General features: G+C 57.8%; 3 protein-coding genes and 4 pseudogenes. 2 read left to right on the top strand and 5 right to left on the bottom strand.

The window, feature by feature from the left end:
• Window positions 1-216 precede the first annotated feature (216 nt).
• The 5 genes and pseudogenes from ACSQ20_RS20170 to ACSQ20_RS20150 form a co-directional block, all read right to left on the bottom strand.
• Window positions 217-443: pseudogene (locus ACSQ20_RS20170) on the bottom strand (transposase).
• Between the two features lie 133 nt (window positions 444-576).
• A pseudogene (locus ACSQ20_RS20165) lies at window positions 577-1,364 on the bottom strand (IS30 family transposase); the annotation flags it as partial.
• A 197-nt stretch (window positions 1,365-1,561) separates the two neighbouring features.
• A pseudogene (locus ACSQ20_RS20160) lies at window positions 1,562-2,244 on the bottom strand (MFS transporter); the annotation flags it as partial.
• Between the two features lie 13 nt (window positions 2,245-2,257).
• Window positions 2,258-2,487, bottom strand: a pseudogene (locus ACSQ20_RS20155) (GMC oxidoreductase); the annotation flags it as partial.
• Window positions 2,439-3,077 (bottom strand): ISAs1 family transposase, encoded by a 639-nt coding sequence (locus ACSQ20_RS20150; protein ID WP_436023560.1) that lies wholly within the window; start codon window positions 3,075-3,077, stop codon window positions 2,439-2,441. The pseudogene ACSQ20_RS20155 and the gene ACSQ20_RS20150, both read right to left, overlap by 49 nt.
• An 89-nt stretch (window positions 3,078-3,166) precedes the next feature.
• Here ACSQ20_RS20150 and ACSQ20_RS20145 point away from each other — a divergent pair, with 89 nt between their 5' ends.
• Both ACSQ20_RS20145 and ACSQ20_RS20140 read left to right on the top strand, forming a co-directional pair.
• Window positions 3,167-4,609, top strand: a complete 1,443-nt coding sequence (locus ACSQ20_RS20145; protein ID WP_436023559.1) for a hypothetical protein — start codon at window positions 3,167-3,169, stop codon at window positions 4,607-4,609.
• 268 nt (window positions 4,610-4,877) lie between these two features.
• Window positions 4,878-6,389 carry a DUF6829 domain-containing protein gene (locus ACSQ20_RS20140; protein WP_436023557.1) on the top strand — a complete coding sequence of 504 codons (1,512 nt, stop codon included), beginning with the start codon at window positions 4,878-4,880 and terminating at the stop codon, window positions 6,387-6,389.
• Window positions 6,390-6,405 lie beyond the last annotated feature (16 nt).

The raw sequence follows: 6,405 nt of genomic DNA, 5'->3' as shown, positions 1-6,405 counted from the left end.
GCCTTCTTCTGAATGTGACAAAATCATCATATCGCGCCACCCAAGCATTTAGTTCAAATCAATCGGTAAGTATCCCCAGCAAAGCTGGGGCTTTAGCGTGTTAGTTCTTAAAAGGGGCAAGAACTTGAGCTGCGTGAAGGTGATCATTGCATATCAGGTTCAGCTGCTCACAATGCGCATCTTCCTTTCCCTGCTGTTTTCCTGCTGGCGGATGTACTATCGGATCATAGTTTCGTCGAGGTCGACGATGGAAATAAAGTAACCCCGTGCCCAGAAGTTTTCGCCGGAATGCTTCGGTGAAATTCTGATGCGCATGTGCACGTGATCCGACATCAAGTGCCCCTCCACGATCTGGCATTTCTTCTGCTGATCTAATTCATCGAACACTCACTCAGATGCGTGCGAATCACCAAAAAGATTGCCTTCTTTCGTCACTTCTGCATAAACGACACATGGCACGCACAATTTCACTTCGTATGTTGCAGGCTCTGGCAATCTCTCATCGAGAATTTCTATCCCTTGATCGAGATCAGAGATATCAATCGACCGCCTCACACAGCGCGTCATCAAAAGACAAGTGCAACGTTTAGCTAATTGGCCCTTTTCCGATTCCTTGACCATCGCTTCCTCAGGGGTGTCCCAACCGGGCGTCTGGGCGAGGCCGACCATTGAACAGTTTGGCGATGTCGTTGAATTGGATCCGCGTGACAGGCGACCGGTCCAGGTCTTTGCAAGAACTTGCGCAGCAAGCCGTTGGTGTTCTCGTTGCTGCCACGCTGCGTGGGTGCGTGCGAATCAGCAAACCAAATATCAAAGTTCAGGCGCTTGGCGAGTTCGACGAGACAGGTCATTCCCCTGCCGCTGTCGTAAGTCACGCTTTGCCGCAGAAAGGCCGGCAGCCTTCTCATCTGGCGAGTGAAACCTTCAAGAGCATCCTTGGCCGTGCAGCCGTCCATTCGGCACAGCACGACATAGCGCGTCTTGCGCTCCACGAGCATACCCACGCGGGAACGATTGAACGCCGCCTTCCCCAAGGAGATTGCCTTCGGGGCGTAAATCGTCTCGTGGCAAATGCATTGGTCGGTGTCGCCGGAATGCGCGCCGCGCAGTCTGAAAGTAATCCGCTGTGGCGACGCACGCCAATAATTCAGATGGTCATCGGCATACTGATACAGCGGGGAGTCGAAAGCTACATTACGCCAACGCGCGCAACGCTGATAACAAATGCGGTAAGGCGCCGCCGCTCCACTGGCATGGTAGCCCAGCACTGCCACGTCTCGGTCGCGCGCCAACTCGCGCGAGACCGTCGAAGTGCTGTGCCCAAGCAAACGTGAAAACGGCATGAGGTCTCTCGAATCTTCGTGAACGAAGACTTGGCGGGGACAGCTACTCGACGCGCAACTGACTTATCGATTCCCGAGAGTCGGGCCGACGCGAAGGATGCGCAGTGTCCTCTAAGCAGCGCACGCGAAATAATTATGCAATTCTCACATGGTGGGGAAAGTGCTAAACATCTTAGGCGGGGGAAAGCAATTCGGGGAAGACTACGTGTTTCAACGTTCGCGTAGATGCCAATCATCGTGATGCTTTGCGCTGTGGGCAACAGCAGAAACAGCAGAAACAGCGCAGGCAGCGCGAACAAGCGAATCGGGCCGATCCAGACGAACGCGCCCTTGCGTCCGATGAAGGTGCTCAGATGTTCCGCCGCGATCGACGCGATCACCACCGCGACGCTGGAGATCATCAGAATCGCGGCCGCGGCGCCGTTCGGTGCGTGACTCACCACCTCGAGGAAGGTCGGCAGATAGCCGAACGTGAGGTGGTAACTACTGCCCACACCGATTGCCAGCAACAGATTGACGAACAGAATCGCGCGATAGTCGCGCGAAAACAGCGTGCGGTTCGGCGCGCGTACGACCTCAACCGATGTGCCTGAGTTCTGCATTGCGGCCTCGGCGGCCTTCTCGGCGGCCCAGCTTCGTCGACAGCGGCGACTCTTCGAGGCTACTGAAGACGACCAAGCCGAGAATCGAGCTGACGATGCCGGTGAGGAACCTGCAGCGCCAGCCCCACACGTCGGACAGGTCGCCCGGGAAGATCGCCGACATCGCCAGATACTTGAGCGATGCGAGCAATGCGCCGAGTCCCGCCACGCCACCGCTTCCGCCCTGACACTGCACCGCGATATTTCGGCGAGACCTATTCGGTGCCGATGGTATGCATCGACGCCACCGTGCCTTCGACAAGAGCGAGGTTGTGCTCGACGCTGCGCTCGGATTCCATCGCGCGAGCATCGCGTTGGCGGCCTTTCAGCCATCATGATGGTCCGGATATTCGTATTCGCGGAAGGCAGCCGCGGCATCAGTGACGCATTGACAACCGCAAGCCCTGCACGCCACGCACGCGGCCCGCGTTGTCCGTCACGGCCATGACGTCGCTCACATCGCCCATCTTGAAGGTGCCGCTCGCGTGCCATATGCCGAACATCGGCACGAATGAACGTAAGCACCTCGCGACCAAGGCAATCGCGCTATGAAGCCTGAGCAGCGGGCGGTCTGAAGAGCAGGGTTTCGCGGCAGTTTAAATCGAAGAGCGAACGCATCTTGCGACGCCGGATGCTGCCCTTGCTGGAAGTATCCTGTTGCAGCAAATTGAGGGCTGCCCGGCGAATCAGGCCAAGATGGCGGCGGAATGGTTTTTCTGGTGCGGCGGGCATCTTCCACGAATTGCACGCCCAGTATCCAGTGCTGCTGGTTCTCGATGGCCCAATGCTGGCGAATGCTCAGTGCGATGCGCGTGACGTCGGTCATGGAGAAAAGATCGTAGCGGCGCTCGCAACTGATCTTGCCGCCGATTTCACGGCTGGACTCAACCATCGCCTCGGCTTGTAATCCCGCCCACTCGTCTTTCTGTGCCAGCCAACCCAGTTCGGTGCTGACCACTGTGCGTCGCGTTTCAAAGCGACCGTGATCTTTTTCCACCGTTTCGTGCCTTCGCACATAGCCCTTCTCTGCGCGAAATGACTTCTCAGATTGCTTCCCGGGCAGTTCCGAACCACGTGGAAAGAGCAGGATCATTTCGGCTTTCAGGTGGAGACTTCGTCGCGTCGCAAGCAATGTCCAACTCGTGTGCTATCTCTGCAACTTTATCGGCACGAGCATTGCACATGACTAACCGTATTGGTCCGAGCGACGGCGCTCCGCATCCTGATAATGGGGATGCGCTGGGTAACGCTGAAATGCAGGAAGAGAACTTATCAGCACCGTCTACGCCATCTATTGATCCCCAACTCAGCGCCCTTCAACCGGCTGATCAAAGACCGGCCGCGTCGCCGCCGGAGTCTTTTCAGCAACGGCGCGCTCTGCTTCCGAAGCATGCCGGTGATGATGCCAAGGCGCGACAGGCCAAGCTCATCGAAGATGCGGGCCAGGTCACAGACCTAACCGGTGTGACAGCATGCGTCGGTTATCACCGCGTTGGACGAAGCGCCGATTCGATCCGCAATCTGCCCGAGAAGCTGCAGGCCGAACCGCTTGCCGTGATTTTGGGACGCTTGCGTTACATGAGATTTGCGCAGCGTCCCCAAGTATTCATGGCCATCCTCTCGGCAACCCGGGCGCTCCATCAGGAACATCAGGCTGAACCGCTCAAGGCGTTGGCTTACGGAGCAATCGAGTTGCCGCCCGACCCATACGGACTGCGCGATGACGTCCTCTCATTGGCGCGTGCTGGCTGGCTGGCAGAAAAAGTTAGCACCACCGACTACGCCGAGATTCTTAGCGGCCTCGCCCGTTCACAGTCGTCGCTGCAGCACGATGTGGATTTCGTCGAGATGGACAAAATCGTGGACGCGATCAAAGAACTGCCTCAGGCGCTGAGAGCGTTACCGTTGGCTAACATGTTTAGCCATGAAATTATTTTTCAGCCTCGCGCCGTCCAGGAGGCGGCATTCAATCGCGCGTGGGACGGCTTGGCTGAACTGACGCGCGAACAAGCCGAGCCTGCACTGCCCCTTCTCGCCAGCAATATCTTCCGGTTCGAGGATCGCGTCGCAACATGGCAAGCAATCGACGCCATCTTGGACGCAAGCCAACACGCCTCGCCGAACGTGTGCGATCAAATCATAAGTGAGATGGGAAAGAGCGTCTCTTCATTGCCCGAACCGGTCGCGGATGAAATGCTGGGCCGAATACTCGATGCGATCGCAGCGAACCCGAACAGTACGGTGTCTGCGGCGGCATTCGGCCATCTCGAGTGGTCGCCCGGGCAGAAAGCGATGATATTCGATCGAATGTGTCTGGTCGTATCGGCGCGCCCGAATAGTCGAGCGCGCGCAACTGACCTGGGATATCTTGCCGAATTGATCGCTGACGTGCCGGCCGAACGGCAGCTTGGCGCGTTCAACGCAATTGCAGACGCGACGAGAAAAATGCCGCTCGCCCTGCGGTTTGATCCGCTCGCACAGATGCAGCTGGTGTTGGATCATCTTCGTTTCGATGCAGATCGCGGAGAGGCCCGAACGATATTCGAGGAACTGGGTGGCGAAGTATTGTGGGAGGTTTCTTCGTATCAGGAATGGCAAACGCGCTTCAGTGAGCCAGTCGATTGACAATACCTCGCCGAACGATGCGCGATGCGACGTGCCAATGATCGCCGCTATGGAGCCAAACCGGAATCGGCGTAATGGCGCCACGCACGCCGTAGTCGGAACGCGTTTCGAATTTCCATTAACTGGTTACCCTTCGAGCTTTTGCTCGGAGGGGCGCGGTAACAGACGCTCAGCGTTGCTTCGTCTCTCGCACGAACGTTTCGCGCGAGATGCGTCAGCAGTCCCCACTCCGTCTACCATCGTGTCGCCTTTACTCTAGGACTACACGATGATTCCTCCACGGGTTTCATCTCCCGGCGCCACGGGCGGTGCTGCAGAGAGAGATCCGACCGATGCTGCCCAAGGCGAGCGCGCACGATCCGATGTGCGGGCCACGGAACAACCGCCCGTCGTCGGCCATCAACTGACAGGGCTGGCGGCTCTGCAGGTGACTGGCGATCGGCAAACCAACAGCACGGTCGTCCGCATGCGTCTGCCCCTTCTCCCTGCCGTCGATGCAGCACGGCGGCGAGTCGATACTTATCCCGAACTGAATTACCTCGCCTCGTCGTCGGTTACGGCAACCAACGAGGCGCTGAATAAAAGCGTGCCGTCAGGGAGCTACTCGGCACAGCTGCGTAAAGCACAGCATTTCATCGAATTTGAGCGCAGTCTCGCGAGCTTGCGATGTATGAGTCTGTTCATTGACGGTAGCCGTGCGGCACACGCGGAACTGACGTCCAAACAAGCATCGCCTAGGCTCAACTATCGAAGTCTCACAAAACTTTCTCACCGCTGGGAGACACTCGCGAGCAGTTTCTCGAAAAAAGGAATCTCTCCAGGCGATCTCCAGTCGGCCGCCGAAACGGCCCTCGTGCTAGGCGATATGGCCAAGGCCGCATCGGTACGAGACATGATGGCCGACTTGTCTATTCATGACCCGGATCACGACGACTTCTACGGGCACGTCATGGCGAATGACGCTGCGTTGCAACGGCTCGAATCGTTTCGGCGACTGAGCCCGGAACAACAGAACTTGTTGCGCCAGAGCGCCAACTTGGCTCATTTCGGCCATATCACTCACTGTGAAGGCGGCCCGCACATGTTCGCGAAACTGAAAGCGTCGGACATCGTGAAGCAAGATCCCGACGTCTTCGAATTCGCTGCAATTGTCCATGTTTGTGATGTCGCCGGCGCGCTCGGACATCGGAACCCTGAGGGCTCCCTCACGTATGATCAGGCAACTCACAATGCGATCGAGGCCACCTTTGATGCTTGCCGCACACTGCAACATGGCGACGAGGTCTCCGCGTACGAGTCTTACCTTCGAACGCGTGCGGCGTGGTTGGGCTTCTCGCCTCATGCGGTGGAAGACCGTGTGCTGGCAAGGCTTGGCGCAATGATGCGTCTTGCTACGCCTGACGCGGGGCGCGCACTTAAGGACGGGTTTTCAACACTATCGCCGCGCGACAGCGACGATGCACTGCGCCGCCTCAGCGTTTCCGGCGCGGCGCAATTGCCCCGCACACCGACCTATATGCCCGCAGTGCTAGTGAATCTGATGAATAACCGCAGCTTGGGCGCCACGCCCGACGAACGGTTGGCGCGTTCGGTAGCGATCGGCGTGCCGTTCATATCGGCCGTCCTGGGCTTTTATCAAAGCATGCTGAGCGTCGGAAAACTTCCGATGAACGTACCGCTCAATTTCAATGTCGCCGCAGGCGTCGCTGCTACCGCGCCCGAATCGCTTCGTTGGCGAAACGTGATGATCGACCCTAAGACCTGCGAGGTCAGAGTTTAGGGTGACCAACCGAAAC

Source organism: Trinickia sp. LjRoot230, assembly GCF_964253315.1.
GTDB lineage: Bacteria > Pseudomonadota > Gammaproteobacteria > Burkholderiales > Burkholderiaceae > Trinickia.
The sequence above is the reverse complement of the archived record's forward strand: the minus strand, read 5'-3'. Positions and strand labels throughout refer to the sequence as shown.